Genomic DNA, 24,717 nt, shown 5'->3' on the forward strand with positions numbered 1-24,717 from the left:
TTCTGAGCGGCGCGTACCACCCATTCGGTGAGGGTGGTTGCCGTTCTCGATCTCGGGCCTTCGCCGCGCCAGGGTCGATCTCAAAGCGACGCAATGACGGCCTGTCACAATGCGGAACTGTGCCCTCCACTCCTTCGACCGGGCGAGATGGAACCACTGTTTCGCCGTCCCGAGCAACCTCAAGGGGGATTCCGACCGTGACCACGCGACATCGCTGAGTAAGAATTGTCACGCCGTGTTTATGCTCTATGGCCCCTATTTCCGGATATTCGCGGCCGGTAAGGGGCCTGCTTGGAGTGTGCTGCGGCCTCATGGCCCACACTCCTGGTGGCGGGAATCAGTTGTTCGTGAAGACCCTGCACATATCGATGTTGGTTATGGCGAAATTGTGAATTCGACTGTGACGAAACTGTTGATGTTGCTGGTCGTGAGCGGGGACGTTATGGGAGGGAAATCATGTGCCAACGTGCGGTCTGCCGGTTGTGCCGGAAGATCACCTATGAGGGCTGCGGAAGACACGTGGAGCAGGTGCTCGCCGACGTGCCCACACCTCAGCGGTGCACCTGTGAGCCGGCGAAGCCCGAGCCTGCACGCGCGGGCGAGCCGACGACTCGAACGGGGCCGGCGCCGGCGCCCGTTCCTCGAAGCCCGGACGGTTCGCGGGGCCGGTCGACGGGGGGCCGGTGGGCCCGGCTCGTCTCTTGGATGAAGGGCCCGGCATGATCCGCCGGGCGGTATCCGGCAGAGCAACTCCCCGTTCGCCCAGGCACCGCTCACGCAAACGGCCCCGGACGAGGAGTCCGAGGCCGAGCAGAACCCTCCCCTGGGGAGGAACCCCGGTCAGAGCGGTGGTGGGTGGTGCCCCCGGCAGGATTCGAACCTGCGACACCCGCTTTAGGAGAGCGGTGCTCTATCCCCTGAGCTACGGAGGCGGGGCCCTGCGTGACCGCCGCGAGCGGCGGTCCCAGACAGGGTAGCGGATGGGGGCCGGTGTGCGGTTGGCGCCTCGGCTCCCTGAACGCGAGGCGCTGGAGCAGGCCGCCGCTCCCCGGGCAGCCCCGCCGCACAGCTCCGTGGCCACCCCGGGACGGGGCGCGCGGACGTTACCGTCCGGTGTAGGTGAACTCGTCGTCCGGGCTGGTGGGAGAGGTGGCCCTGCCCACCGTCACGGTGATGTTCACCGTCTGCTGGACGTCGAGCTGGCCGGGCGCTGTTGCGGTGAGCTGGCCGGTGGAGACGAACTTGACCGAGTCGGATGCCTTGTCCTTGAAGTGCACGGTGGCGCCATTGGCGAAGCCCGAGCCGTTGATGGTGACCGGGGTGCCGACCTTTCCGCTGGTCGGGCTGACCGAACTGACCACCACAGGGGCGGGTCCGCCATAGGCGAACTGCGACATGGCGATGGCCGGGGAGGTGCCGAGGGTGTTGGTGACGCGGACGTGGACGACGCCCGTTCCGGTGGGGACCTTGGTGGTGATCTTGAGGCCGGAGGGGTCGATGACGGTTTCGTGCTCGTCGCAGGCGAAGCGGCCGAAGTCGACCTTGCTGTCCGGACTGAAATCCTTGCCGTTGATGGTCACCGTGTCGCCTGCGGCGCCGAAGGTGGGGCTCAGGTCGGTCACCACCGGCGGCGAAGGGACGTCGGGTGCCCCCACCAGGTCCAGGTAGGTGGAGTTGGCGTGCTGGAAGGCGACCTGGCCGAGGAAGTCCTGGGTGGTCTTGTTGACCAGGTTCTTGGCGAGGCTCGTGTAGTCGGTGTTCATCAGGCAGAGCGTGCCGGGCTGGACGTAGACGTTGCCCTTGGTGCGCTTGGCGATCGTCCCGATGAGCAGCTTCACTTCTTCGGTCGCCTGCGGTCCCGGGCTCGGGTACCAGCCGGCGGTGGTGTCGAGATCGGCCCACGCGTGCGGTACCAGGTCGTAGGCGTTGTTCTGGCGCTCGTCGATGATCCACGGCACGGAGTTGAAGTAGTCGACGAAGCTCTGCGTGCCGGCGGTGGGAGCGGCATAGGTGATCACCGCGAACTTCGGCTGTTTCGGCCAGGTCTGTGCCTGCAGATACGGCGCGAGCATGGTGGCGATGCAGCCGCCCAGGCTGTGACCGGTCAGGTAGACGGTCGGCTGCGGAGAGGAGGGCGCCGCCTTGAGCGCGATGGCGAGCGCCTGAGAAAGCGTGACGTTCGGGGAGGGGGAGGCGATCGAGCGGGCTTTGACGACCCGTTGGAACGCATCCATCGCCCCCTTGGAAACGGTGACGGTCTTCGGCGATCCGCTTTCGGGGAACGGGACGACCGTGCCGACGTCGAGGTCCTCGAGGATGTCGGTCAGATCGGCGTCCGTTCCGCGAGCGACCACGGCGAACTCGTTCGAGCCGTTGGTGCTCCGTACGAGGTAGGCCATATTGGCGTTGGCCTCGCTCAGGGCGAGCCACACCAGCTCCCAGTCGCCCTGCGTCGCAAGGCTGCGATCGTCCAGCTGCGCGTTGATGCCGGTGATGATGCGTTCGGTCTGCTGCTCCAGGGTTTCCCCGGACGGACGCGGGGTGGCCCCGGTGGCTGCAAAGGCAGCCAGGGTCATGGTCACCTGGGCGATTGTCGGATCGGGCGCCATCGTCGATCTGCTCCTCGGATGTTCTGCCGGTGCGGAGGCGGGACGGCCTTTCGGCAGCGGCAGGGCAGATCTGCGCCGAACAGACCGTCAGTGGGGATCGCGCACCATCAGAACCTCCCCGCTGCGAGGTCCGGGGCCTTTCCTGCCGTCAGGTTGACCAGGTTCACCTTGTTGGCCCTTCGCTGACCTGCGAGGGCGGCCCGGTTGTTCCCGAACGTTCGGGCAGGTCGGCGCGGCAGGAGTGGGGGGTGGCCGGGGCCCGGCGGGGCGTGTGGGGGGTGCCTCCGGCCTGCGGGTCAGCCTGCGATGTGCCAGCTCACCGTGCCGTCCGTGGTGACGAGGAGGGCGAGCAGGAGGAGGTCCGTGGCGCCGAGGGCGAGGCCCAGGAGGGCGCGGCCGCGGCGGGTGGTGCCGCGGGCCAGGGCCAGGCCGCCGAGGATCAGGGCACAGGGGCCGAGGACGAGGTTGAGGACCAGGGTGCCGAGCAGGCCGAGGATGAAGGAGGCCACGGCCATGCCGTCGGCGTGCGAGCGGGCGGCGCGGGGGGCGGCAGCCGGCGCGGGGGAGGTCGTCCGCGGGGCTTCGCTGAGCACGGTCATCGGGAGGTCACCTCGGTCTTGTGGCGGCGTTCGCGGAGGAAGAAGACGAGCAGCCAGCCGCTGATGACGGCGGCCGCGATGAGGGTGACGGGGACGGGGAGGTGTGCCGCGGTGCCCAGCATGATCCCCATCAGGAGGAGGGCTGCGACGAGGAAGAGCATGATCTGCCTTTTCCACTCGGAGGACACTTGTTCACTCAGTGCCTCCAGCATACGGCGGTTCATGGGTGGAGAAGTTAAGAGAACGGTTGTTTACTGGATGACATGAGTCACACTCTTGGGGTCCGCCAGGCCCAGAAGCAGAAGACCCGCCAGGCGCTGCTCGACGCGGCGCTCGGCCTGTTGGCGGAGCAGAGCCTGAGCAGCCTGGGCCTGCGGGAGGTGACGCGGGTGGTGGGGATCGCCCCGGCCGCGTTCTACCGGCACTTCAAGGACCTGGGGGAACTCGGCGTCGCACTGGTCGAGGAGGCGCTCGGCAGCCTGCATGTGATGGTGCGGGCGATCCTCGCCGAACAGGACGGTGCCGAGGAACGGATAGACCGGACGGTCGCGGTCGTCGAGCGGCACGTACGGGCGTACCCGCTGCACATCCGGTTCATCGCCCGCGAGCGGCACGGCGGCGTACGGGCCGTACGGCAGGCCATCGCGGACGAACTCGACCGGTTCGCCGAGGAGGTGGCGGCGGCGCTCAAGTCCCAGCCGGTGTCGGAGGGATGGCGCGATGACGACGTCCGGATGCTGGCCGAGCTGTACGTGGACCGGCTGGTCACGACGGCCGCCGCGCTGCTCGACGCCGACGAGGACGGGGCGCCCGGGGCCGCCGACCAGGTGGTGCGTACGGCGCGCCGCCAGCTGCGGCTGATCAGTATCGGGCGACAGCACTGGCAGGAGGAGGGGGACCTCTCGTGAGGGCGTCCTGTGGTCAGGCGCGGGCGGGGGTGACGCGGACGCGGTAGGTGCCGTCCTGGTTTTCCGTGAGGACGGTGACCGCGGCCCCGGTGGCGTGGTCGGTGTAGGTCTCGCCGGGGAGGAACGTCGCATCGGTCAGCTCCGGGTCGACGTAAGGGCTCTCCCGGTAGCAGCCACCGCTGTGCGGGGTGGCGTCGACGATCCGGAGCGGGCCGCGGCCCGAGGGCACGTCGGTGGCGACGCGGTAGATCAGGATGCCCGGCCGGCAGACCGCGGGTTCGAGCAGGCCGTGGCTGCGGGCCTCGGCCACCAGGGCGCTGTGCGGCGAGGTCGGGATGACGACGATCTTGGTGCCGCCCGGTGTGGAGACCGGGGTGAGGGTGTGCTCGCCGGGCGTCCCGTGGGGCGGTGCGCAGTGCACCTGTTGGGGGGCCAGCCAGCCGAGCTTCCACTTGTGCCAGCCGACGAAGTCGTTGTTCGGCCCCCAGTCCTCGTCCATCGGGTCCCAGTGGCCCACCGGTGGCGGCTCCTGGCGGTTGTCCGTGTAGTACAGGTCGGGCAGGCCGAAGCTGTGCGCGTTCTCGTGGTTGAGGACCCGGAAGGCGCTCAGGCCGGACTGCCGGCTCCAGATGAAGGACGCGTTGCGGAACGGCACCCCGTCGGCCGTCTTCATCCCCATGTCACCCCCGCTGAAGGTGACGGACAGGACCGTACGGGTGGCGGGAGGCCCCGCGTTGGGCGCTGCGATGATGTTGATGACGTCGTAGTCGCGGAAGTTGACGATCGGGTCGACGGCACGCACGACCTCCTGCGCCAGCGCGTGGTACCCGCCGTCCGAGGCCGGGTCGAAGTTGGTGCCGCGCTGGATGCCGTACGCCGCCAGCGGCCGGGACATCCGGATCCACCGGAACAGCGGCATCGGCAGGTAGGTCAGCCTGCCGTACGAGCTGGTGCGGAAGAAGTCCGTGGTGGCCGGGAAGAACTCGGCGAAGCGGGCGCTGGCCGGCATCGTGGCGCGGGCGTCCGGGAAGTCGATGAAGAGCGTCAGGGCCCGTACGACGCCGGACGAGCGGGCGAAACCGGTGGGGGTGTCGGCCGATTCGGCGACGTCGTTGTCGATGCCGTGCAGCGCGCAGGGGCCGCTGGGCGGGGCGCCGGGCCCGGGAGGTATGGCCACGGCGTTGGGGGGCGAACCCAGCGCTATGGCCGCCGCCGCGGTGGCCGCGCCGGCGGCCAGCACCGCGGATACCTTGAGCTTCATAACGATCACCTTGGGGCGCCGGGTGATCGCTCGCGCGCGGAGTTACATCAATCGGAGGCACCGGGCCACCCGGGGCCACCGGGGGCGCCCAGGGGCAGCCGGGGTCGGCCAGGCAGCCGTGTGCCTCAGGTCACATGCCGGCGTGAAATATCCGGGGAGCGGTTCCCCGTTTAACCAGTCGTCCGACGGAAACGGGGAGGCTTTCCCCGGTTGGTCGGAGTCACCGGAAGTGCGAAGTCGAATCGGAAGTCGGAAGGGGTGAGTCGGATGGCCGTGGGCGTCGACGCCACGAGCGTCACGAAGGCGAAGTGCGGTGCGTCGGCACCCCGACTGCGGGCCGACGCGCTGCGCAACCGGGAACGGATCATCGCGGCCGCCCGCGAGACGATGGTCGAGTTCGGGGCCGATGTCCCCTTCGATGAAATCGCTCGACGCGCGGGGGTCGGCAATGCGACGCTTTATCGTCACTTTGCGGATCGCCTGGAGTTGATCCACCACGTCACGCTCTCCGTCATGTCCCGTACTGCGGACCAGGCGGAATCCGTCCTTGCCGAGGAGTCCGATGCCTTCCGAGCGCTGAGGCGCTTCGTCCACGCCGCGGTGGAGGAGAAGATCGGGGCCCTGTGCCCCCTGCTCTCCGACGGCGTCGACCGTGACCACCCCGATCTGCTCGCCGCGCGCGATCGCCTGGAGGCGGCCGTCGAGGCCCTCATGGGCGCGGCGCGTGACAGCGGTCAGCTGCGCACCGACATCGCCGTCGGTGATCTGATGGTCGCGATCACCCAGCTCACCCGGCCGCTGCCGGGCAGCAGCTGCGTCGATTTCGACAAGTTCGTCCACCGGCACCTGCAGCTGTTCCTGGACGGCCTGCAGGCGCCCGCCCGCTCCGAACTCCCCGGCTGTGCCGCCACGTTGGAGGACCTCAGGCGCCGGAAGTCCTGACGCGCCAGACCTCCTCGCACCGCCCGCCCTCGCACCGCCCGTCACCTCCCTCCCCCCTCTCTTCTCACCCCTCCCGTCTCACCCGTCCCGCTCTTCGCTCCTGTTCGCTCACGCCCCACTAGGTGGATCCCGCCATGCCTGAAACCGTCCCGTCCGTCGATCCCCGGCGCTGGAAAGCGCTGATATTCATCGCCCTCGCCCAGCTGATGGTCGTCCTCGACGCGACCATCGTGAACATCGCGCTGCCCTCCGCCCAGAAGGACCTCGGCATCACCGACGTCAACAAGCAGTGGGTGATCACCGCCTACGCGCTGGCCTTCGGCGGGCTGCTGCTGTTCGGCGGGCGGATCGCCGACCTGTGGGGCCGGAAGCGGACCTTCATCACCGGGCTGGCCGGTTTCGCGCTCGCCTCCGCGCTCGGCGGGGCCGCGGCCAACGAGGGCGTGCTGCTCGGCGCGCGGGCACTGCAGGGCGTCTTCGGCGCGCTGCTGGCGCCCTCCGCCCTCTCCCTCCTCGCCGTGACCTTCACCGAGGCCAGGGAGCGCGCCAAGGCGTTCGGCATCTTCGGTGCGATTGCCGGTGGTGGCGGCGCCGTGGGTCTGATCCTCGGCGGTGTGCTCACCCAGTACATGAACTGGCGTTGGACCTTCTTCGTGAACATCCCGTTCGCCGTGGTTGCCGCGACCGGTGCCTACCTGGTCATCCGGGAGCCCGCGGACAGCCGCAACCCCTCCCGGCTGGACATCCCGGGCGTCCTCCTGGCCACGCTCGGTCTGGTCTCGCTGGTCTACGGGTTCACCCGCGCCGAGTCCGACGGCTGGCTGGCCGGCCCGACGCTCGGACTGTTCGCCGCGGCCGCCGTGCTGCTGCTGGCCTTCGTCCTGGTCGAGTCCAAGGTCAAGGCCCCGCTGCTGCCGCTGCGGGTGGTCGCCGAGCGGAACCGTGCCGGCGTCTACGCGTCGCTCGGCCTGGCCGTGATCGGGATGTTCGGCCTCTTCCTCTTCCTGACCTACTACCTGCAGATCGTGAAGGGGTACACGCCGGTCGAGACCGGTCTGGCCTTCCTGCCGATGGTCGCGGGCATGATCACCGGCTCGACGCAGATCGGCGCCCGGCTGATGACCCGGATCCGGCCGCGGCTGCTGATGGCCCCCGGCTTCACGGTGGCCGCGACCGGCATGCTGGTGCTGACCCAGATCGACCTGGACACGTCCTACCCGGCGCTGATCCTGCCCGGCTTCCTGCTGATGGGCCTCGGTATGGGTACGGCCTTCATGCCCGCGATGTCGCTGGCCACCTACGGGGTCCAGCCGCGCGACGCCGGTGTCGCCTCCGCGATGGTCAACACCTCGCAGCAGGTGGGCGGCGCGATCGGAACGGCCCTGCTGAACACGATCGCGGCGAGCGCCACCACGGCGTACGCCACCTCGCACGCGGCCGGTGCGCGCTCCCGTGACCTGCTCAAGGTCCAGGCGATGGTGCACGGCTACACCTCCGCCATCTGGTGGGCGGTCGGCATCCTGCTGCTGGCCGGCGCGATCGCCTTCACGCTCATCAACACGGGGCGTCCGGGCGCCGGTTCGCCGGCGGCCTCCTCGGCCGACGGCGAGCACGCGGCCGAGGACGCGGATGAGGTCCCGGTCCCGGTGCTGGCCCACTGAGGCGCTCCGCGCCGACTCCCACCGACGCGGCCGCGCCCGACTCTTACCGGACTCCTACGCGCCGCTTACCTCGCTCGGACGGGTGACCCACCCCTACGGGCTTCCGGACGCTTCCGAGGGCGCCGGCTTTCCCCGGCTTCGCTGAACGGTCAGCGGAGCCAGGGGAGGTCGGCGCCTTGGGGTTGCAGTCCTTCGGTCATCACCTGGCAGATTTCGGCCAGGTGGCCGACCTGCTCCGGCGACAGACGGTCGAAGATCGCGGCGCGGACGGCGGCGACGTGTCCCGGCGCGGCCTTCTCCAGCATCCGCATGCCCTCGTCCGTGAGGTACGCGTTCTGGCCGCGCTTGTCGGACGGGCAGTTCTCGCGCCGCACCCAGCCGTTCTTCTCCAGGCGGGCGATCGCGTGCGAGAGCCGGGAGCGGGTGATCTTGGCGTTCTGGGCCAGCTCGGTCATCCGCATCCGGCGCCGCGGTGCCCGGGAGAGCTGGACGAGCAGCCCGTAGTAGACATGCGGCATCCCGGCGTCCCGCTGCAGCTGACGGTCGAGGTGGTCCTCCAGGAGCGTGGTGGCGTGGAGGTAGCACTGCCAGGCGAATTGCTCCTCGTCACTGAGCCAACGCGGCTCGACTGCGGGTTCGTTGCTCATACCATCCACTCTCTCACCGCTCGGAGAGTTATTTAAGTTTTAACAACGTCGGGGTTAGACTGGAAGCCGACGCTTGAAGATTCAAGTAATTGGCCTGCGGTGGCCGGATGTCTCTGCATCACCGACTACCGCCAGTGTGACGCCGTGGAGATGTGATGTCCGTAATGCCGGCTCTCTACCTCAGCCATGGCGCGCCCCCGCTCGCCGACGACCCGTTGTGGCCGGGCCAACTGGCCGCCTGGTCCGCGCAGCTGCCGCGCCCGAAGGCGGTGCTGATCATCTCCGCGCACTGGGAGGCGGCCCCGATCGCCCTCGGCGCCACCGAGACCGTGCCGCTCGTCCACGACTTCTGGGGATTCCCGCGTCACTACTACGAGGTCCTGTACCCCGCGCCCGGTGCGCCGGAGCTGGCCGAGCGCATACGGAAGACGCTGCGGACCGCAGGCACCCCGGTGGTGGACATCCCCGACCGGGGGCTCGACCACGGCGCGTACGTCCCGCTCGTCGAGATGTACCCGGACGCCGATGTTCCGGTCCTCCAGGTCTCGATGCCCACGCTCGATCCGCGCCTCCTGTACGAGACCGGCCGCCGGCTCGCCCCACTACGCGACGAGGGCGTACTGATCGTCGGCAGCGGGTTCTTCACCCACAACCTGGCGGCGCTGCGGCAGTCCCATGACGGCCCGCCCGCCTGGTCGGCGGAGTTCGACGACTGGGGGCGGCAGGCCCTGGAGGCCCAGGACCTCGATGCCCTCTTCGACTTCGTCCACAAGGCACCGGCCGGGCGGCTGGCGCATCCGCGCACCGAGCACTTCGCGCCGCTGTTCGTGACCCTGGGGGCCGCGGACGCCCAGGGGCAGCTGGACAGCGGGCGGAGTGTGATCGACGGGTTCTGGATGGGGCTGGCGAAGCGGTCGCTGCAGTACGGCTGACGACTGGGCGGACCGGCTCGGGGCTCGTCCGGGTCAGTCGTCCACGTCGATCAGCGCCACGGCGTTCAGGGCCGCCGACAGGGCGCGGGTGTCGCCGTCCTCGGAGGCCGCGGCCACGTCCAGCGCGGTGTCGGCGAACTTGATCGCATGCTCGTTCCCGTTGGCGATCGCCCGCGCGAAGACCTCCTCCGGGGTGAGGGAGCCGGCGTCCGGGGCCCGGCGCGGGGTGTCCGCGGCGTAGATGGCGGTGATCGCCGAGGTGGCCGCCCAGGCCACCGTGAAGGACGGCGCCCAGAGGTCCTGGGGGAGCGCGGGCAGGATGCGCAGGACCGCGTTCGGCGCGGTGGCGGCGTGGACCAGCATGATGCCGTTCCCGTGACCGTAGTCGCCGTAGTTGAGGGTGGCGGCCCGGACGAGCGCGGTCAGGCCCTCCCGTACGGCCTCCGGGTCCTCGGGGAGGTGCAGCGACTCGGTCGTCGTCAACCACCCCTCGGTATCGGGTAGTTGAGCGTATCCCTGGACCGGCGCCACACGCTGGTCGGCAATACGGGGAACGGCCGCGAGGGCCTCGGCCGGGGTGGCGCGGCCCGTGGGATGTACGGCGGTGGGGAGCGGCAGGTGCCGGGCGGCCCAGTAACCGAGGGCGTGCGCGAACTCCGCCAGCCGGGGCGCGCTCTCACCCTCCGTCAGGAGGGTGCGGACGGCGTGGCCCAAGCGGATGACCGGGTGGGTGGCGGCGCCCGCGATACCGGGGAGCAGCCGCGGCCACCACTCGGCGAGGACGTCCCGCCAGGGCCGTTCGGCGACCCGCTCGGTGAAGTACGCGGTCCAGTCGGTGACCCGGTCGGTCTCGCCGAGTGCCTGCTGCCAGTTGGCATCGGTGAGGGGCGCCTTGGCGACCGGTACGTCCTCCAGCTTGTGCTCGTAGGTGTCGAGCCAGCGGTGGACGGTGCGGGCCTGGCCGTTGCGGACCATCGCTTCGATGGCCATCGGGCCGTGGTTGCTCAGAAACCCCTTGAATTCGGGGCCGGATGCGTGCAGGCGCTGTAACGCCTCGTCGAGTGTCCCGCTCGTCGTTTCCATGGAGCGAGGCTAGGTCGGCCGCGGGCGGGAACGTAACGGGCTTTCGGCTTACGGCGCTGGTCGTAAGGCTGTGGGGGCGGGGGCCGGGGGACGGGCGCGGGGGTGAGCGACCGCGGTCGGGGGGGATTGTCAGTGGCGGGTGGCACGCTGATGTCAGTGGCGGATCGGCTGTCGGGAGGGGCCGGTCCGAGGCCGGTCCGTCCGGCACGGAAATCCCGACAGGAGGTGTCGGGTATCGGGGGGAGAGTGACGCCATGAGCGACGGCAGCGGTGGCGGCAGCGGTGACGGCATGAGCGGCGGCATGACGGGGGGAAGTCACGCGGGGGCCGCCGGGGTGGCCTGGTCGGTGGTCGAGGAGGCGGCGCCCGAGTTGGCCGGCCGGGTGCGGGTGCGTTTCGCGGAGTACCGGCACCACGTGCTGGCCACGCTCCGGCGGGACGGCGCTCCGCGACTCAGCGGCCTGGAGGCGGACTTCCGGGGCGGGGAGCTCTGGCTGGGGATGATGAACGGCTCGCGCAAGGTCCTGGACCTGCGGCGCGATCCCCGCTTCTCACTCCAGGCCAACCCGGGGCAGCGCGCCGAGGTGCCGGAGCCGGGGGACGTACGGGTGTCCGGGCGGGCGGTCGAGGTGACCGCCCCCGAGCTGATCGCGCGCTATGCGGCGGAGGTGCATCCGCCCGAGCCGTTCCAGTTGTTCCGGGCGGAGGTGACCGACGTGGTGCGTACGTACATCGAGAGCCCGTATGTGGTGGTGGAGACCTGGTCGCCGGGGCGGCCGCTGCGCACGATACGGCGGACGTCGCAGGACGCGACGCTGACGTTCAGCTGACGTTGGGCGCGCGGGCGCGCGGGCGTGTGGGTGCGGCCGCGCGGGTGCGGGTGGCGGGGTCAGTGCGTGGCGGCGGGCAGGCGGCGGTGCTGGGTGTCCTGCGCCTGGCGCGGGCGGTGCCGGCCGTGTGGTTCGCGGGCGCTGTGGGCGCGGAAGAGGTAGAGAGCGGAGATGAACATGATCCCGCCCATGACGAACCCGAAGATGCACGACTTCAGCATCGACTCGCCGCCCAGGCTGTACACCCAGCCCATCGACAGCCCGAAGAGCGCGCCGTAGGCGAGCGCCCGGGTCTCGGTGAGCATGGACGACTGGTAGCGCGCCACCAGCAGCCCGAGGACGCCGCTGACCACGGCCGCGGCCACTCCGTACAGCAGGGCCGGTCCGCCCTTGATGCCGGCGGTGTGGGTGCGGAAGATCGTGAACAGGCCGAAGGCGAGCGCCGCGACGAGCGGCCAGGTGACGGTGGCCGGGACGCGCTCGGCCATGGCCGCCAGGCGTGAGGTCCCCGAGCTGTCGGAGGCCCGTTCCGCGGAGCCGGGGCGGGGGCCGGCGGTGGCTCCGTGTTCGCCCTCGACCGTGCCGTGTGAGCGGGCGGCCCTCGCGCCGTGCCGGCGTGCGTGCTGGTCCATGGCGGGCTCCTCTCGATCGCCCCGCTGGTCCTGGGCCCGCGTTCCCCGGACCCACTCCCGTATGCCTGCGTGCCCGGGCGTCTTCCTGCCGGCCGGGCACGCCTTCTGTCCAGGCGACACCCGGGCGGCCGCCGCGTCAACCGGAGCAGCGAAGGGCCCTACGGCCGGAGCGGCGAAAGGGGTATTCAGCCGAGGTCCTTCTGGTACCAGGCCACGTCCCAGTAGCGGCCGAATTTGCGGCCCACCTCCGTGTACGTACCGATGTGCCGGAAGCCGAAGCGGGTGTGCAGGCGGTTGGACGCCTCGTTCGGCTGGGCGATGCCCGCGTAGGCGCGGTGCACGTCCTCCTTGGCCAGCGCCTCGAAGAGGGCCTCGTAGAGGAGCGTGCCGACGCCGCGGCCCGCGGCCTCCGGCGCGCAGTAGATGGTGACCTCGACGGACGGGGCGTAGGCCGCCTTGGGGCGGAAGGCGCTGCTGGTCGCGTAGCCGAGGAGCGGAGCCGCCGGGTCCGCGTCCGGCCCGGTGTGGGTGTTTTTTGCCCGGTCTGCGGGTACCTGCGCAACCAGAAGGCGGTGGGGGCCGTCTTGAGGGTGGGAGAGCAGCCAGGGGCGGCGCTCCTCCGGGGTGAAGGGCTCCAGGTCGAAGGTGATCGGAGTCTCACGGATGTAGTGGTTGTAAAGATCCGTAAGGGCCGGCAGGTCCGCCTCGACGCCCGCCCTGACCTGCACTTCCCCTTGCCCTATCGGCATACGACCTCCCTCGCTGCGGGCGCAGGGTACTGCATGATCAGAAAAATAGCCGCGCCGGGTGGGAATTCTGTCCGGATTCCAGCCGTTGTTTCCTTCGGACGGGCCACTCGGCAAGCATCGCAGTCGATGCCCTACCGGTATCGGCGCACGTCAGTCGGTGCGACGCGCCATGTCGCACGGCACACGTGTCGCACCGCACACGTCGCAGTGCGTCGGTGCACCAACCGGCCCGCCCCACCGTCCCGCGACCGACTCATCGCAAAGGGAGCACACGCATGGCAACCCGTGCCGTCGCCCGTCGTCAGGAAAGCACCAGCGCTTCTGACGGGGCCAACAGTGTTCGCGCCGTAGGCGGGGAGATCGCCGACCGCGACCTGGTCGGCATGTACCTCGACGAGATCGCGCGTACGCCCCTGCTCGACGCCGCCAAGGAAGTCGAGCTGTCCCAGACCATCGAGGCGGGCGTCTACGCCCAGCAGATCCTGGACGGCGAGGTGACCGACGGCAATGCCGCGGGTGCCGGCCGTGAGGAGCTGGAGGCGCTGGCCGCGGAGGCCGCCAAGGCCAAGGACGTCTTCATCCGCTCCAACCTGCGGCTGGTCGTCGCGGTGGCGCGCCGCTACCCGCGCGCCGGCCTCCCCCTGCTCGACCTGATCCAGGAGGGCAACGCCGGCCTGGTGCGGGCCGTGGAGAAGTTCGACTACGCCAAGGGCTTCAAGTTCTCGACGTACGCCACGTGGTGGATCCGTCAGGCGATCACCCGCTCCATCGCCGACCAGTCGCGCACCATCCGGCTGCCCGTGCACCTCGTCGAGGAGCTGGGCCGGATCCGCCGGGTGCAGCGCGAGTTCAACCGCGAGAACGGCCGCGACCCGGAGCCCGAGGAGGTCGCCGGCGAGCTGGGCACCACGCCCGCCCGTGTCACCGACGTACTCGACTGGGCCCGCGACCCGGTCAGCCTCAACATGTCGGTGGACGACGACGGCGACACCCAGTTCGGCGACCTGCTGGAAGACACCTCCGCGGCCTCGCCCGAGCAGTCGGTCCTCACGCTGCTGCGCAGCGAGGAGCTGGAGGACCTCATCGACCGCCTCGACCACCGCACCGCGTCGATCATCAAGGCGCGTTACGGCATCGAGGACGGCCGCGAGCGCACGCTGACCGAGGTCGGCAAGCAGCACGGCCTCACCCGCGAGCGGATCCGGCAGATCGAGAAGCACGCGCTGCTGGAGCTGAAGCGGATGGCGCACGACACGGGGTTCGACGCGGCCGCGTGACCCCGGTGACCCGGTAACCCCTCCCCGGCAAGCAGGACGAGCCCCGGCGCCCTTCGCGGCGCCGGGGCTCGCTTTTTCCCCTGCTCCTTTCGCTGCCCGGCCCCCTCCCTTTCGCTGCCCGGCCCTCCCCTCCCCTCCCCTCACCTCCCCTGCCCCTGTCCCTGCCTCCCCGCCCATGTCTGTTTGAGTCCGACTGACGCCCGAGTCTGTTTACTTCGCCAGCATGTGGGCGTAGCATCACAGAGAAACCACAGGTTCGGGCAGGGAAACGGACGCAAATCATGTACGCACCGGAGCGACAGCAGGAGATCCTGCGACTGGCCCGTGAGAGCGGGCGGGTCGATGTGCTCTCGCTCGCCGAGGAGTTCCAGGTCACCGCCGAGACCGTTCGGCGCGACCTCAAGGCGCTGGACCGGGCCGGTCTGGTGCGCAGGGTGCACGGCGGTGCCATTCCGGCCGGCCGGCTGGACTTCGAGCCGGACCTCGCCGAGCGGGACGCCGTCGCCGCCGACGAGAAGGTGCGCATCGCCCGCGCCGCCCTCGCCGAGCTCCCGGGCAGCGAGAACGGCGAGCACGGCGGCGGGTCCGCCCGCGGCGGCGGCTTCGGCAGCGTGATCCTGGACGCCGGCACGACGGCCGCCCGGCTCGCCGCCGAGATCCCGCTGGAGGCCGAGCTGACCGTCGTCACCCACGGCCTGCCGGTGGCCGCGCGGCTGGCCGACCATCCCGGGCTGACCCTGCACCTCGTAGGCGGCCGGATCCGGCACCGTACCCGGGCCGCGGTCGACGACTGGGCGCTGCGCGCCTACCGCGAGATCAACGCCGACGTGCTGTTCCTGGCGACCAACGGCTTCTCCCTCGACGGCGGGCTGACCACCCCCGACCTGGCGGAGGCCGCGGTCAAGCGGGCGCTGATCCGCGCCGCCCGCCGGGTCGTCCTGCTCGCCGACTCCGGCAAGTTCGAGCAGCGGCACTTCGCCCGCTTCGGCGACCTCTCGGACGTGGACCTGCTCATCACCGACACCGGGCTGAGCCCCGACGACGCCCTCGCCATCGAGCGCGCGGGCACGGAAGTAGTACGCGCATGACTCCCTCCGAGACGCCCATGACCCCCTCCGAGACGTCCATGAGTCCCTCCGGCCGGCCCGTGACCCACCCGGCCGGGCCCGAGGTCCCCGCCGGCGCGGCCAGGCCCCTGATCCTCACCGTCACGCCCAACCCCAGCCTGGACCGTACGTACGAGATCCCGGCGCTGGACCGCGGGGCCGTGCTGCGGGCCACCGCGGACCGGGTCGACCCCGGCGGCAAGGGCGTCAACGTCTCCCGGGCGCTCGCCGCCGCCGGACACCGCACCCTCGCCGTACTGCCCCTGGGCGGGCCCGCGGGCGCGGCGCTGGCCGCGCTGCTGAGCGGGGAGGGGATCGAGGTGGCGGGCGTACCGGTGGCCGGACAGACGCGTTCCAACATCTCGGTCGCCGAGCCCGACGGCACCCTCACCAAGATCAACGCGACCGGTCCCGAGCTGTCCGCCGACGAGTCGGAGGCGCTGCTCGCGACGGTCGGCGAGCGGTCGGCGGGCGCCGGCTGGATCGCCTGCTGCGGCAGCCTGCCGCGCGGCCTGGCGCCCGAGTGGTACGCGGAGCTGGTCGCCCGGGCGCACGGCGCCGGGGCCCGGATCGCCCTGGACACGTCCGGCCCGTCGCTGACCGCCGCCCTGCGCGAACGGCCGGACGTGGTCAAGCCGAACGCCGAGGAGCTGGCACAGGCCGTCGGCCGCCCGCTCGCGACCGTGGGCGAGGCGGTCAAGGCCGCCGAGGAGCTGCGGGCGCGCGGTGCGCGGGCGGTACTCGCCTCCCTGGGCGCGGACGGCCAGCTGCTGGTCGACGAGGACGGCACCCACTTCGGCAGCGCGCCGGTCGTCGCCGTCCGCAGCAACGTGGGGGCCGGCGATGCGTCGCTGGCCGGATTCCTCGCGGCCGGTGGTGCGGGAAGGGCCGCGCTGGCCGCCGCGGTGGCGCACGGCGCGGCCGCCGTCCAGCTGCCCGGCAGCAAGATGCCGACCCCGCGGGATCTCGTTCCCGCGGCGGTCATGACCACCGATTCCGTGCCGTACGACCGGCTGCTGAGGGAGCCGGTGTCATGAACGGGCGGGCGGGTGTCATCAGGAGCCGGGGGAGCGGGGGCAGGGCGGTGGCAGCCGCGGAGCGGTTGTGCGTGCTGCCGTCCGCCGACGAGTTGTTCGCGAGGGTCGGTCGCCCGGCAGGCGCTCGGGCCGGTATGGAAGGGAGCCCGCGATGAGCGAGCTGATCACCGCGGACCTGGTCGATCTCGACCTGTCCGCAGACACCAAGGACGCCGCCGCGCGGTCGCTGGCGGAGCGGATGGTCGCATCCGGTCGCGTCACCGACCTGGAGGGCTTCCTCGCGGACGTGGCCGCCCGTGAGGCCCAGATGCCGACCGGGCTGGACGGCGGCATCGGGATTCCGCACTGCCGCAGCGCGCACGTCACCGAGCCGACGCTGGCCTTCGGGCGGAGTGCCGCCGGGATCGACTTCGGGGCGCCGGACGGCCCGGCCGACCTGATCTTCCTGATCGCGGCCCCGTCGGGCGGCGACGCGGACCACCTGTCGATCCTCTCCACCCTCGCCCGCCACCTGATGGACGAGTCCTTCACCGGCGCCCTGCGCTCCGCCACCGAGCCGGGCCGCACGGCGGCGCTGATACGGGGCGAGGCGCCGGAGGAACCGGAGGAGCCGGGTGAGGCCACTGCGGCGGAGGAGCCGACTGCCGCTCCGGAGCCGGAGACCACCCCGGAAGCGGAGGCCGCCCCGGAGCCGGAGCGGGAACCGGAGACCCCCTCGGCCCCCGAAACCACCCCTGCCCCTGCCCCCTTCCGCCTCATCGCCATCACCTCCTGCCCCACCGGCATCGCGCACACCTACATGGCCGCCGAGTCGCTGGAGAAGGCCGGACGGGCCGCCGGTGTCGAGGTGTTCGTCGAGACGCAGGGCTCGGCCGGGTTCAAGCGGCTCGATCCGCAGGTCGTGGCCGAGGCGGACGGCGTGATCTTCGCCCATGACGTCGAGGTACGGGACAGGGAGCGGTTCGCCGGCAAGCCGATCGTCGACGTCGGGGTGAAGGCGGGCATCAACCGCCCCGCCGAACTCATCGCGGAGGTACGGGAGAAGGCCGCCCGGGGCGAGACCGGTGAGATCGGCGGGGCCGGCACCGCCGCGCGGCCCGCCGTGCCCATGGACCGGGGCGCCGACGCCGCCGACGGCTACGCCACCCGCCTGCGCAAGTGGCTGATGACCGGCGTCAGTTACATGGTTCCGTTCGTCGCCGCCGGTGGTCTGCTCATCGCGCTCGCCTTCGCGATCGGCGGCTACACGATCAACAAGGCGCCGTCCGTCGCCGACCACTTCCTCTGGACCGAGTCCGCCAGCTGGGCGGCCCTGCTGTTCCAGATAGGCAGCGTCGCCTTCGGCTTCCTCGTCCCCGTGCTGGCCGGCTTCATCGCTTACGGCATGGCCGACCGGCCCGGGCTCGTCCCCGGATTCGTCGGCGGGGCCATCGCGCTCACCATCAACGCGGGCTTCCTCGGCGGTCTGATCGCCGGTCTCCTCGCGGGCGGGGTGGTGATGACGATCCAGCGCCTGAACGTCCCGGCGCCGCTGCGCGGCATCATGCCGGTCGTCGTGATCCCGCTGGTGTCCTCCGCACTCGTCGGTTTCCTGATGTTCCTGGTGGTCGGCAAGCCGATCGCCGCACTGCAGAAGGGGCTGACCGACTGGCTGTCCGGACTGTCCGGGGCCAACGCGATCATCCTCGGCGCGCTGCTCGGCCTCATGATGTGCTTCGACCTCGGCGGGCCGCTGAACAAGGTCGCCTACGCCTTCGCGGTCGGCGGTCTGGCCAACCCCAACGAGGGCAGTCTGAAGGTGATGGCCGCGGTGATGGCCGCCGGTATGGTCCCGCCGCTGGCGATGGCCCTGGCGACGACCGTCCGCGGGCGGCTCTTCACCAAGACCGAGCGGGAGAACGGCAAGGCGGCCTGGGTGCTCGGGGCGTCCTTCATCACCGAGGGCGCGATCCCCTTCGCGGCCGCCGATCCGCTGCGCGTCATCCCCTCCGCGATGGTGGGCGGCGCGGTCACCGGCGCCCTGTCGATGGCCTTCGGCTGCACCCTGCGGGCCCCGCACGGCGGCGTCTTCGTCGTGCCGCTGATCGGTCAGCCGCTGCTCTACCTGCTCGCCATCGCCGCAGGTACGTGCGTCAGCACCGCCCTGGTCCTCCTCCTCAAGACCCTCCGCAGGCCCACCCCCACCACCCCGGCCGAGGCCCCGTCCCCCGACCACCCCGTCGTCCCGGCCGCCGCCTGACCCGCCACCCCCACCGGGGCCCGGAACCGTCACCCCGGACGGCCCGGGCCCCGGCTTCATGGCGGCGCCTTCGTGGCGGCGGTTCTGGATCCTGCGCCTCACTCACCTGGAAGTAAGGCACCCACCTCCAGGTAAGTACGCACTGAAAAGTGGGTACTTGTTCCTGCCTTTGCCCGGGCCAAGACTGAGCGGGAGATCGAAAGATCGAGAGCGCGAGAGATCGCGAGTGCCCAGGTGGAGGGGGAATTCTGTCGTGTCGGTGGAGAAGACCGGTGTTGCGGTGCTGGGGCTGGGGAGCATGGGCAGTGCGCTGGCCGGGGCGTTGTTGACGGGCGGGCACGCGGTGCGGGTGTGGAACCGTACGCCGGGGAGGGCCGGGGAGCTCGTTGCGCGGGGGGCGCGGGAAGCCGGGTCGGTGGCCGAGGCGGTGGACGGCTGTGACGTCGTGATCGTCTGCATCCTGGATTACGGCGATGTCGGGCCGCTGCTGGAACAGGCCGGCGGGCCGGCGGGGTTGCAGGGGCGGGTGGTGGTCAATGTGACCAACGGGTCGCCCGAGGAAGCCCGGGAGATGGCGAAGCGGGTGACCGCGCTCGGGGGCGAGTACCTCGACGGCGGCATCATGGCCGTACCGGAGATACTGGCGACGCCGCATGCGTTCGTGCTGTACAGCGGGTCCCGGGCGGCCTTCGACGCGCACCGGGGGCTGTTGGACTCCTTCGCGCGGAGCGTCTACCTGGGGGAGGAGCCCGGGCTCGCACCGCTCAACGACCTTGCGCTGCTGAGCGGGATGTACGGGATGTTCGGCGGCTTCGCGCACGCCGCGGCGCTGATCCGCTCGGCGGGCGGGTCGGTTGCCGGGTTCACGAGCACGCTGCTGGTGCCCTGGCTCCAGGCGATGGCCGGCAGCTTGCCCGCGATGGCGGAGCAGGTCGATTCCGGCGACTACTCGGTCACCGGGTCGCCCCTGGCCATGCAGGTCTCGCACGACGCCCTCGGGGACGTCTCGCGGGCGCAGGGGGTGAGCCCGGAGCTGTGGACACCGGTGCTGGCGCTGATGGAGCGGCGGGTGGCGGACGGCCACGGGAGTGAGGGGTTCGCGGGGGTGGTGGAGTTGTTGATGCGGTAGCCGTTGGCTGTCTTCCCATGTACCTGGCTGTCCCGCCGTGGGGCTTCTCGCCGTTGCGCTTTGCGGCGCCCCCTACGTACTTGGCCGTCCCGCCTTGTTGCTTCTCGCCGTTGCGCCTGCGGCGGGCTGGGTTGTTGGTGGGTGCGGTGACGGGCCTGCGGGGCCGGTGTTTGGGACTGCTGGCGCTTTACGTCCCAAACACCGGCCCCTCCGGCCCGTCCCCTCCCGTTGGGGGAGTGTGCGGGTGAGTGGGGGCGGGCCTGAGCGTTTGCGGGTGGGATAGACGAAGCGGTGGCCGGCCCCTCCTGGGGCCGGCCACCGCTTTGTTCGGCTGGGGGCGCGGGTCAGGTTGCGCTGCCGGCCTTCCAGTCGGACCAGGAGAGGTTCCAGCCGTTGAGGCCGTTGTCCGGCTGGACCATCCTGTCGTGGGAGTTCTTCACGACGACGACGTCGCCGACCAGCGACTCGTTGAAGAACCACTTGCCGGGGGTGTCGCCCCCGCCGCCCTTGCTGTCGCGCAGGCCGACGCAGCCGTGGCTGGTGCCGGAGTTGCCGAAGACGGAGGGGGAGCCCCAGTAGTTGCCGTGGATGAAGGTGCCGGACGACGACAGCCGCATGGCGTGCGGGACGTCCTTGATGTCGTACTCACCGCCGAAGCCGACCGTCGAGCCGTCCATCCGGGTCTGCTCGAACTTCTCCGAGATCACCATCTGGCCGTTGTAGGTGGGGTGCTCGGGGCTGCCGCCGGAGATCGGGACCCTCTTGAGGACCTTGCCGTCCCGCTTGACCGTCATGGTCTGGGTGTTCATGTCGACCGTGGAGACCTGCGAGCGGCCGATCGTGAAGGACACCGTCTTGGACTGCACACCGGTGATGCCGTTGCCGCCCTTCACGCCGTCCAGGTCGATCTGCATGGTGACCTTGGAGCCGGCCTTCCAGTAGTCCTCCGGCCGGAAGTCCAGGCGCTGGGCGCCGAACCAGTGGCCGACGACCTCCTGGCCGCTGCTGGAGGTCACCTTGATGTGGGACTGGACGTCCTTCTTGTTGGTGATCACCTTGTCGAAGTTGAAGGACACCGGCATGCCGACGCCGACGGTCTTGCCGTTGTCGGGGGTGTAGGTGCCGATGAAGCTGTTGGCCGACGAGACGGTCGAGAAGGTGGCGTTCTCGGTGGCCGAACGGCCCTTGGCGTCCTTCGCGTTCGCCGTGATCTTGTACTTGGTGCCGCGCTCCAGCTGGGCGCCGGGCTTCCAGGACGTGCCGTCGGCCGATATGGCGCCCGCCACGGTGGCGCCGGTGTCGGCGACGGTGAGCTTGACGTCGGTCAACTTGCCGCCGGTGACCTTCACACCGGTGTCGTTGATGCTGGCGTCGGTGGCGCCGTCCTTCGAGGAGACGGTGATCTTGGCGTCCGAGGCGTCCTTCTTGGCCGCGGCGTCCGCGCCCGCCTGGCCGTTCTTCCCGTCGTCGTTGCCCCCGGCCTCGGCGTCGCCGCCACAGGCCGACAGGGCCAGCGCACCCGCTGCGAGCAGGGCGGTCACCGCGAGCGTGCGACGCATCCGGCGGGTGCGGCGCGGGGCGCCGGTCACCTGCTGCTCGGCTGACGGGAACAGCTGGTGCGGGGTGCGGGACCGATCGGGCGCGGGGGTGTCCGGCGATGTCACGAGCTGCTCCATACAGGGGGGTTGTGTATTTCCGTGCTGGTAAACAGCACCTACGGGCAGATTTGGTTGCGGGTCAGGCCATGTTGTGACGAAGGTCACATTCTCGGCGGGAGAGGGTGGTCGGCCGGTCCCGACAGCCAGGTTCGCAGCGCGGTGCCGTGTTCGTCCAGGCGGGGTGGGGCCGTCGGGGGTGTCACCGGCGTGTCCGAGAGCCGGAGCGGGCTGGTGACTTGGGGGATCCGGCCCTCGCCGACCGGGGTGACCGGGTCGAGTCCGAGCCGTCCGGCCAACTCCAGGGCCTGCGAGAGGGTGTTGACCGGGCCGCAGGGGACGGAGGCGGCGAGCAGGCGATCGGTCCAGTTCTCCGGGGTGTCGGAGGCCAGTCGGTCCTCCAGTGCTTTGACGAGGTCTGTACGGTTTTGTACCCGGTCCTGATTGCGGGTGAAGCGGGGGTCGTCGGCCAGCTCCGGGGCGCCCAGCGTCGTGGCCAGGGCCCGGAATTGGCGGTCGTTGCCCGCCGCCACCGCCAGCGGCCGCCCGTCCCGGCAGGCCAGCGTCTCGTACGGGGCGATGCTCGGGTGGCGGTTGCCCATCGGGCCCGGGTCGTGGCCGGTGGCCAGGTGGCCGGACGCCTGGTTGACCAGCGAACCCAACAGGGACGACAGCAGGTTGACCTCCACCAGCTGGCCCCGGCCGGTGCGGTCGCGGTGCCGCAGTGCGGCGAGGATGCCGGTCGTGGCGTCCTTGGCGGTCAGCACGTCCACCAGGGCGACCCCTGCCTTCAGGGGTGGGCCGCCGGGCTCGCCGGTGATGCTCATCAGCCCGCCGACCGCCTGCACGACGAAGTCGTAGCCGGGCAGCGAGGCGCCCGCGCCGGAGCCGAAACCGGTGATGGTGCAGTGCACCAGGCCCGGGTTGGCGGCGCGGGTGGCGGTGTGGTCCAGGCCGTATTTGGCGAGCGAGCCGGGGCGGAAGTTCTCGATCAGTACGTCGGCCCGCCGCGCCAGCTCGCGGGCCGCGGCCGCGTCGGCCGGGTCGCCGAGGTCCAGGGCGAGCCCCCGCTTGGAGCGGTTGGCGGCGTCGAAGTACGCGGCCGTCCCGTCCGCGGCGAACGGCGGGCCCCAGGCGCGGGTGTCGTCGCCGGTGCCCGGCCGTTCCACCTTGATCACCTCGGCGCCGAGGTCGGCGAGCGTCGCGGCGGCCAGCGGGCCGGCCAGTACCCGGCTGAAGTCCGCGACCAGGATGCCGTCGAGGGCCCGGGCGGGCGGGGACGCGGGCGGGCGGGGCGGCTGCGGCACGGCGGTGCTCCTCACGTCGCGGGCGGTGTGCCGCCATCGTGGGCGGCCCGCCGCGCTGCGGGGAAGCGTCCGGGGTGTCCAAGGACACGTCCCCGACCCTGACGGGTCGGCCTCTTCGGTACGTATATGTAGTCGGACGGGCCCGGAGGGGCGCCAGAAATGTGCCGAAATGTCATAGGAGATGCGTCACTTCGGGACTTAAGTCCCAAGATCCTCTGTTGTAACCGTCGATGCGTGGTGTCTACTGGCTCTAGCCCAGCGCCTCATACGTCCTGGAGGACCGCATGCTCCCCTCCGTTTCGATTCTGCAGCAGATCGGCCTCGGCGTGCTCCTCGCGGTGGCCGTGCTCTGGGTCGTCGGCATCGTCAGACTGCTGCGGAACGGCCGGTACGAGGCGGCCATGCGGCGCGACCGGCGCGAGATGCGGATGCGGTACGCGACGCCCGGCCCGGAGCGGCTCCCCGAACCGCCGGAGCTGCTCGGCTCGGTGCCCCGGCAGACCGGGCCGGCCGGGCCCCCGGCGGAGTGCGTGGAGCTGAGCGCCGCGGAGCGGGAGGCGTTCGAGGAACTCGTCCGGCAGCTGACCAGCCGCAGCTGACCGGTGCCGCGGGGGCCGGACCGTAACGGGCCGGCCCCGGGGACGGAAAGAGGAAGCGGCGGCCCGGCTCAGCGGACCGGGCCCAGCCTGAGCAGGGCCAGTGCGGCCAGCATCTGCACCGTCACCGACAGCGCCGACTTCCCCGTCGGCAGGTGGTGCTGGCCGCGTATCAGCAGTACCGCGAGGACGTAGCCGAAACCCCAGGTCGTCCAGGTCGCGGCCTGGACGAAGGTGGCGTCGGTCGGCAGCCAGGCGACGATCGCCAGCCGCGGCAGGTCCGTCACCCAGAAGAGCACGATGAACAGGCTCGCGGTCGGTGCGAACCGGCCGCTGCCGCCGAGCGTGCGGGCTATCGCATGGGTCACCGCGCCCAGTGCCAGGCTCGCCACCAGCACCCCGGCCTCGGCCAGCCCGACGAGCTGCAGTGCGGCCGACCGGTCGGCCGCCCACTGGCCGCGGAACGCGTCCACCGACAGCACCCCGATGCCGCCGCTGATCAACGACAGCAGCACCGCCGCGCTCCACGCGCTGCGGTCCCGCGCCTCGTCCAGGACTTCCACCGGCCGGTACCAGAGCCCGAATATCAGCCGGTGCCACCACAGCCGGCGGCGTGGCGCGGGCGCCGCGGGAGCCTTGGGAGCCGGCTGGACGAGCGTGGGCGGCGGGTGTTGGGGAGGACGGGAGGGGGGTGGTGCGGACATACGGCCGTTTCTACCACCGGCCGAACCGGGGTGCGGCGGGGGCGTCGGGCGGGGCACAAGGGATACAGGTGAGAACCTCAGGAGGTGACCTTGCAGACTCCGGAGCACGACGAGGCGCACGGCGGCGGCCTCGGCAGCCGGCTCAACTGGCTGCGGGCGGCGGTGCTCGGCGCCAACGACGGCATCGTGTCCACCGCCGGGCTGGTCGTCGGGGTGGCCGGCGCGACCCAGGACCGCACGACTCTGCTGACGGCCGGTCTGGCCGGGCTGCTGGCCGGGTCGATGTCGATGGCGGCCGGCGAATACGTCTCGGTGTCCACCCAGCGTGACTCGGAGAAGGCGGCGCTGGCCCTGGAACGGCGGGAGCTGGCGACCGCACCGCAGGCCGAACTGGTCGAGCTGACCGACCTGTTGGAGGGCAAGGGGCTGGAGCGGCAGCTCGCCCGCGAGGTCGCCGAGCAGCTCACCGAACACGACGCGCTGCGTGCGCACGCCGAGGTCGAGCTGGGCATCGACCCCGACGAACTCACCAACCCCTGGCACGCGGCCGCGGCCAGCTTCCTCGCCTTCACCGCCGGGGCGCTGCTGCCGCTGCTCGCGATCGTGCTGCCGCCCGCCGCGCACCGGCTGTGGATCACGGTGGTGGCGGTGCTGGTCGCGCTGGCGGTCTGCGGCTGGTCCAGCGCCCGGCTCGGTGCCGCGCCGCCCGGCCGCGCGGTACTGCGGAACGCCGGCGGCGGCGCCCTGGCCATGGCGGTCACCTACGCGGCGGGCACCCTGCTGGGCGCCGCCGGCGCCTGACCCGGCCGCCCTG

The 24,717-nt window shown here is 71.3% G+C and carries 23 protein-coding genes and 1 tRNA gene; 12 read left to right on the forward strand and 12 right to left on the reverse strand.

Going from position 1 to position 24,717, the window contains the following annotated elements; genetic code table 11:
• Nucleotides 1-856: 856 nt before the first annotated feature.
• The 4 genes from ACGF4C_RS23380 to ACGF4C_RS23395 all read right to left on the reverse strand — a co-directional run bounded on the left by ACGF4C_RS23380 (nucleotide 857) and on the right by ACGF4C_RS23395 (nucleotide 3,432).
• A tRNA-Arg gene (locus ACGF4C_RS23380) sits at nucleotides 857-932 on the reverse strand.
• A gap of 171 nt (nucleotides 933-1,103) precedes the next feature.
• Nucleotides 1,104-2,576: an IPT/TIG domain-containing protein gene (locus tag ACGF4C_RS23385; protein WP_393568855.1), complete on the reverse strand. Its 1,473-nt coding sequence runs from the start codon at nucleotides 2,574-2,576 to the stop codon at nucleotides 1,104-1,106.
• Between the two features lie 329 nt (nucleotides 2,577-2,905).
• Nucleotides 2,906-3,208, reverse strand: a complete 303-nt coding sequence (locus ACGF4C_RS23390; protein ID WP_030416737.1) for a hypothetical protein — start codon at nucleotides 3,206-3,208, stop codon at nucleotides 2,906-2,908.
• Nucleotides 3,205-3,432, reverse strand: coding sequence for a hypothetical protein (locus ACGF4C_RS23395; RefSeq protein ID WP_393568861.1), 228 nt, complete (start codon nucleotides 3,430-3,432; stop codon nucleotides 3,205-3,207). Before ACGF4C_RS23395 ends, ACGF4C_RS23390 begins: the two co-directional genes overlap by 4 nt.
• Nucleotides 3,433-3,471: 39 nt before the next feature.
• On the opposite strand from ACGF4C_RS23395, the gene ACGF4C_RS23400 reads away from it, so the two are divergent.
• Entirely contained in the window at nucleotides 3,472-4,116 is a 645-nt protein-coding gene (locus ACGF4C_RS23400; RefSeq protein ID WP_393568761.1) for a TetR family transcriptional regulator, read from the forward strand.
• A 13-nt stretch (nucleotides 4,117-4,129) separates the two neighbouring features.
• Here ACGF4C_RS23400 and ACGF4C_RS23405 read toward each other — a convergent pair whose 3' ends face one another.
• Nucleotides 4,130-5,377 (reverse strand): M6 family metalloprotease domain-containing protein, encoded by a 1,248-nt coding sequence (locus ACGF4C_RS23405; RefSeq protein WP_393568762.1) that lies wholly within the window; start codon nucleotides 5,375-5,377, stop codon nucleotides 4,130-4,132.
• Between the two features lie 267 nt (nucleotides 5,378-5,644).
• Between ACGF4C_RS23405 and ACGF4C_RS23410 the strand changes: the two genes are divergently transcribed.
• Both ACGF4C_RS23410 and ACGF4C_RS23415 read left to right on the forward strand, forming a co-directional pair.
• Nucleotides 5,645-6,319, forward strand: coding sequence for a TetR/AcrR family transcriptional regulator (locus tag ACGF4C_RS23410; RefSeq protein WP_393568763.1), 675 nt, complete (start codon nucleotides 5,645-5,647; stop codon nucleotides 6,317-6,319).
• Nucleotides 6,320-6,453: 134 nt separating this feature from the next.
• Nucleotides 6,454-7,980, forward strand: a complete 1,527-nt coding sequence (locus tag ACGF4C_RS23415; protein WP_393568764.1) for an MFS transporter — start codon at nucleotides 6,454-6,456, stop codon at nucleotides 7,978-7,980.
• A 149-nt stretch (nucleotides 7,981-8,129) separates the two neighbouring features.
• Here ACGF4C_RS23415 and ACGF4C_RS23420 read toward each other — a convergent pair whose 3' ends face one another.
• Entirely contained in the window at nucleotides 8,130-8,627 is a 498-nt protein-coding gene (locus ACGF4C_RS23420) for a MarR family winged helix-turn-helix transcriptional regulator (RefSeq protein WP_030416731.1), read from the reverse strand.
• Between the two features lie 155 nt (nucleotides 8,628-8,782).
• Between ACGF4C_RS23420 and ACGF4C_RS23425 the strand changes: the two genes are divergently transcribed.
• Entirely contained in the window at nucleotides 8,783-9,559 is a 777-nt protein-coding gene (locus tag ACGF4C_RS23425) for a dioxygenase (protein WP_393568765.1), read from the forward strand.
• A gap of 33 nt (nucleotides 9,560-9,592) precedes the next feature.
• On the opposite strand, the gene ACGF4C_RS23430 is transcribed toward ACGF4C_RS23425, so the two are convergent.
• On the reverse strand, nucleotides 9,593-10,642 hold the full coding sequence (locus tag ACGF4C_RS23430; RefSeq protein ID WP_393568766.1) for a questin oxidase family protein: 1,050 nt from the start codon (nucleotides 10,640-10,642) through the stop codon (nucleotides 9,593-9,595).
• Nucleotides 10,643-10,944: 302 nt separating this feature from the next.
• On the opposite strand from ACGF4C_RS23430, the gene ACGF4C_RS23435 reads away from it, so the two are divergent.
• Nucleotides 10,945-11,472, forward strand: coding sequence for a pyridoxamine 5'-phosphate oxidase family protein (locus ACGF4C_RS23435; RefSeq protein ID WP_393568856.1), 528 nt, complete (start codon nucleotides 10,945-10,947; stop codon nucleotides 11,470-11,472).
• Nucleotides 11,473-11,531: 59 nt separating this feature from the next.
• Here the strand turns inward: ACGF4C_RS23435 and ACGF4C_RS23440 are convergent, their stop codons facing one another.
• Nucleotides 11,532-12,104, reverse strand: coding sequence for a hypothetical protein (locus ACGF4C_RS23440; RefSeq protein WP_393568767.1), 573 nt, complete (start codon nucleotides 12,102-12,104; stop codon nucleotides 11,532-11,534).
• A 185-nt stretch (nucleotides 12,105-12,289) separates the two neighbouring features.
• The gene (locus ACGF4C_RS23445) at nucleotides 12,290-12,853 is read right to left on the reverse strand and encodes a GNAT family N-acetyltransferase (protein ID WP_393568768.1); all 564 of its coding nucleotides are present in this window, start codon (nucleotides 12,851-12,853) and stop codon (nucleotides 12,290-12,292) included.
• Nucleotides 12,854-13,128: 275 nt separating this feature from the next.
• On the opposite strand from ACGF4C_RS23445, the gene ACGF4C_RS23450 reads away from it, so the two are divergent.
• The 5 genes from ACGF4C_RS23450 (at nucleotide 13,129) to ACGF4C_RS23470 (ending at nucleotide 19,641) form a co-directional block, all read left to right on the forward strand.
• Nucleotides 13,129-14,130 (forward strand): RNA polymerase sigma factor RpoD/SigA, encoded by a 1,002-nt coding sequence (locus ACGF4C_RS23450; protein WP_393568769.1) that lies wholly within the window; start codon nucleotides 13,129-13,131, stop codon nucleotides 14,128-14,130.
• Between the two features lie 281 nt (nucleotides 14,131-14,411).
• Nucleotides 14,412-15,218 (forward strand): DeoR/GlpR family DNA-binding transcription regulator, encoded by an 807-nt coding sequence (locus ACGF4C_RS23455; protein ID WP_393568770.1) that lies wholly within the window; start codon nucleotides 14,412-14,414, stop codon nucleotides 15,216-15,218.
• Between the two features lie 107 nt (nucleotides 15,219-15,325).
• A complete protein-coding gene (gene pfkB / locus ACGF4C_RS23460; protein ID WP_393568857.1) occupies nucleotides 15,326-16,273 on the forward strand; it encodes a 1-phosphofructokinase in 948 nt (315 codons plus the stop codon).
• A 151-nt stretch (nucleotides 16,274-16,424) separates the two neighbouring features.
• Nucleotides 16,425-18,512 (forward strand): fructose-specific PTS transporter subunit EIIC, encoded by a 2,088-nt coding sequence (locus ACGF4C_RS23465; RefSeq protein WP_393568771.1) that lies wholly within the window; start codon nucleotides 16,425-16,427, stop codon nucleotides 18,510-18,512.
• Between the two features lie 253 nt (nucleotides 18,513-18,765).
• Nucleotides 18,766-19,641, forward strand: a complete 876-nt coding sequence (locus ACGF4C_RS23470) for an NAD(P)-dependent oxidoreductase (protein WP_393568772.1) — start codon at nucleotides 18,766-18,768, stop codon at nucleotides 19,639-19,641.
• A 344-nt stretch (nucleotides 19,642-19,985) separates the two neighbouring features.
• On the opposite strand, the gene ACGF4C_RS23475 is transcribed toward ACGF4C_RS23470, so the two are convergent.
• Together ACGF4C_RS23475 and ACGF4C_RS23480 are read right to left on the reverse strand one after the other, a co-directional pair.
• Nucleotides 19,986-21,317, reverse strand: coding sequence for an Ig-like domain-containing protein (locus ACGF4C_RS23475; RefSeq protein WP_362139828.1), 1,332 nt, complete (start codon nucleotides 21,315-21,317; stop codon nucleotides 19,986-19,988).
• 83 nt (nucleotides 21,318-21,400) lie between these two features.
• Nucleotides 21,401-22,603, reverse strand: coding sequence for a CaiB/BaiF CoA transferase family protein (locus tag ACGF4C_RS23480; protein WP_393568773.1), 1,203 nt, complete (start codon nucleotides 22,601-22,603; stop codon nucleotides 21,401-21,403).
• 284 nt (nucleotides 22,604-22,887) lie between these two features.
• On the opposite strand from ACGF4C_RS23480, the gene ACGF4C_RS23485 reads away from it, so the two are divergent.
• The gene (locus tag ACGF4C_RS23485; RefSeq protein ID WP_030417271.1) at nucleotides 22,888-23,202 is read left to right on the forward strand and encodes a hypothetical protein; all 315 of its coding nucleotides are present in this window, start codon (nucleotides 22,888-22,890) and stop codon (nucleotides 23,200-23,202) included.
• Between the two features lie 68 nt (nucleotides 23,203-23,270).
• On the opposite strand, the gene ACGF4C_RS23490 is transcribed toward ACGF4C_RS23485, so the two are convergent.
• On the reverse strand, nucleotides 23,271-23,903 hold the full coding sequence (locus tag ACGF4C_RS23490; protein WP_362139834.1) for a YIP1 family protein: 633 nt from the start codon (nucleotides 23,901-23,903) through the stop codon (nucleotides 23,271-23,273).
• A gap of 84 nt (nucleotides 23,904-23,987) precedes the next feature.
• Here ACGF4C_RS23490 and ACGF4C_RS23495 point away from each other — a divergent pair, with 84 nt between their 5' ends.
• A complete protein-coding gene (locus ACGF4C_RS23495; protein WP_393568774.1) occupies nucleotides 23,988-24,704 on the forward strand; it encodes a VIT family protein in 717 nt (238 codons plus the stop codon).
• The last annotated feature ends 13 nt before the right edge of the window (nucleotides 24,705-24,717 follow it).

Origin of the sequence: Streptomyces sp. NPDC048197, from assembly GCF_043202395.1 — a bacterium.
Lineage (GTDB): Bacteria > Actinomycetota > Actinomycetes > Streptomycetales > Streptomycetaceae > Streptomyces > Streptomyces siderophoricus.

Coding starts and splice junctions, on each gene's coding strand:
- ACGF4C_RS23445 (WP_393568768.1), bottom strand. CDS start 12,853: ATGCCGATAGGGCAAGGGGAAGTGCAGGTCAGGGCGGGCGTCGAGGCG.
- ACGF4C_RS23385 (WP_393568855.1), bottom strand. CDS start 2,576: ATGACCCTGGCTGCCTTTGCAGCCACCGGGGCCACCCCGCGTCCGTCC.
- ACGF4C_RS23455 (WP_393568770.1), top strand. CDS start 14,412: ATGTACGCACCGGAGCGACAGCAGGAGATCCTGCGACTGGCCCGTGAG.
- ACGF4C_RS23405 (WP_393568762.1), bottom strand. CDS start 5,377: ATGAAGCTCAAGGTATCCGCGGTGCTGGCCGCCGGCGCGGCCACCGCG.
- ACGF4C_RS23465 (WP_393568771.1), top strand. CDS start 16,425: ATGAGCGAGCTGATCACCGCGGACCTGGTCGATCTCGACCTGTCCGCA.
- ACGF4C_RS23415 (WP_393568764.1), top strand. CDS start 6,454: ATGCCTGAAACCGTCCCGTCCGTCGATCCCCGGCGCTGGAAAGCGCTG.
- ACGF4C_RS23475 (WP_362139828.1), bottom strand. CDS start 21,317: ATGGAGCAGCTCGTGACATCGCCGGACACCCCCGCGCCCGATCGGTCC.
- ACGF4C_RS23410 (WP_393568763.1), top strand. CDS start 5,645: ATGGCCGTGGGCGTCGACGCCACGAGCGTCACGAAGGCGAAGTGCGGT.
- ACGF4C_RS23485 (WP_030417271.1), top strand. CDS start 22,888: ATGCTCCCCTCCGTTTCGATTCTGCAGCAGATCGGCCTCGGCGTGCTC.
- ACGF4C_RS23390 (WP_030416737.1), bottom strand. CDS start 3,208: ATGACCGTGCTCAGCGAAGCCCCGCGGACGACCTCCCCCGCGCCGGCT.
- ACGF4C_RS23440 (WP_393568767.1), bottom strand. CDS start 12,104: ATGGACCAGCACGCACGCCGGCACGGCGCGAGGGCCGCCCGCTCACAC.
- ACGF4C_RS23435 (WP_393568856.1), top strand. CDS start 10,945: ATGACGGGGGGAAGTCACGCGGGGGCCGCCGGGGTGGCCTGGTCGGTG.
- ACGF4C_RS23425 (WP_393568765.1), top strand. CDS start 8,783: ATGTCCGTAATGCCGGCTCTCTACCTCAGCCATGGCGCGCCCCCGCTC.
- ACGF4C_RS23420 (WP_030416731.1), bottom strand. CDS start 8,627: ATGAGCAACGAACCCGCAGTCGAGCCGCGTTGGCTCAGTGACGAGGAG.
- ACGF4C_RS23395 (WP_393568861.1), bottom strand. CDS start 3,432: ATGAACCGCCGTATGCTGGAGGCACTGAGTGAACAAGTGTCCTCCGAG.
- ACGF4C_RS23450 (WP_393568769.1), top strand. CDS start 13,129: ATGGCAACCCGTGCCGTCGCCCGTCGTCAGGAAAGCACCAGCGCTTCT.
- ACGF4C_RS23490 (WP_362139834.1), bottom strand. CDS start 23,903: ATGTCCGCACCACCCCCCTCCCGTCCTCCCCAACACCCGCCGCCCACG.
- ACGF4C_RS23430 (WP_393568766.1), bottom strand. CDS start 10,642: ATGGAAACGACGAGCGGGACACTCGACGAGGCGTTACAGCGCCTGCAC.
- ACGF4C_RS23400 (WP_393568761.1), top strand. CDS start 3,472: ATGAGTCACACTCTTGGGGTCCGCCAGGCCCAGAAGCAGAAGACCCGC.